This is a genomic window from Paraclostridium sp., assembly GCF_051657365.1.
Taxonomy (GTDB): domain Bacteria; phylum Bacillota; class Clostridia; order Peptostreptococcales; family Peptostreptococcaceae; genus Paraclostridium.
Map to the genome: position 1 here is coordinate 1 of NZ_JBOFKN010000041.1, position 1,253 is coordinate 1,253.

Annotated in this window: 1 protein-coding gene; it reads right to left on the bottom strand. The window is 51.6% G+C overall.

Translation table 11 applies throughout. The features are described 5' to 3' along the window. The coding region (locus ACRCYC_RS03440) for a hypothetical protein (RefSeq protein ID WP_438617790.1) at nt 1–1,253 on the bottom strand (1,253 nt) is incomplete at both ends.

The window sequence follows — 1,253 nt, forward strand, 5'->3', positions numbered from 1 at the left end:
GTGCAGATGCTAGCCCGATGGATTCGGTTTTCAGCTCTGCTGTTTTCTTGGTTGCCAGATCCATGAGTGATGCAACAGAGTCTTTGGTCAACTGGCCAGAGTCACCGATTTGCTTAATGACTTCCTGCAGTAACTGAACATCACCAGACGTTTTGGCTAGGTTAAGTGCCGCCGCCGCCGCGGAGGTTAGCTCCTGATTGGATGAGTTGGCATCCAAGGCTATCAACCGAAGATTAGCCGACAAGTCTCGCCCCATTTCAGTTGCAGCACCGCGCAACGCATCAACATCAATGCTCAAACGGCGGAACGCTTCGCGGGTTGATTCGTTGATCGCTCTGGCGGTATTTTCGCTAGCACCGGCCACGGTCGTGAAGGCTTCTTCACTGGCCTGCCGAAAGCGGAGCAACTCTTCCCCGCTCAGACTTGCCAACTGCTTTTTAATTTCCTTCTCAAGAACGCTGCCGGTTAAATAACCTTGGCGCTCCATCGCTGCCAGAGCCTCAACCACTGACTGGATCTGATCATCGGTCGCTGAAAACTCGCCATTTTTCTTGAGTGATGCAAAGAGAGAATCAACCATCTCGGAAGCTGAGCGGCCAGCCTCTTTCATCTGCTGCATCTGCGCCGTCAGCTTCGCGCCTTCAGCAGACATCCCGCCCATGGCTTCCGCAATTTCTTGCATGCTCTTGCGGCTGCGGCTGGCTAATGCCTCTTGGTATTGAGCGGCAGACATCAACTTTCCGCTGAACTTGTCTACAACCAGAGTGCCGTCAGCGATCATCCGGTTGTATTCGGCCATTGAGGTAATGGCAATACCGGTTTGCTCGGAGTATTTCTTGTAAGTTTCTGCGAGCGCTTTTGTTTGCTCAGCCTCAACAGCTTGTGATTCCTGAAGCGCTTTCATCGCTCTTCTGGTTTCTAAAAACTGCTCGCCAAGCTTCCACAATACATCCAGCGCCATCATTACCGCAGCAACCAATGGGCCGAACATCAGCATGCTTGCTACGCGCATGGTGCGCATTGCGGCTGTTACTGTTTGAATAATCGCGAGTAATCCGCGCAATGCACCAGCAGCTATGGCTGCGCCAATGCCAAAGCCTTTACTTGTCAGATCCCATGCTTTTTTTAGTGCGGATGTTTCTTCTGATGTGCCACGAATGCTCTTGGCTAATTGACCCGCCGCCTTTGCGCCATCGTAGAAAAATGCCGCAATTTTTATCCCGGCATATGTTTTGATGAGGTTTGCTATTGCA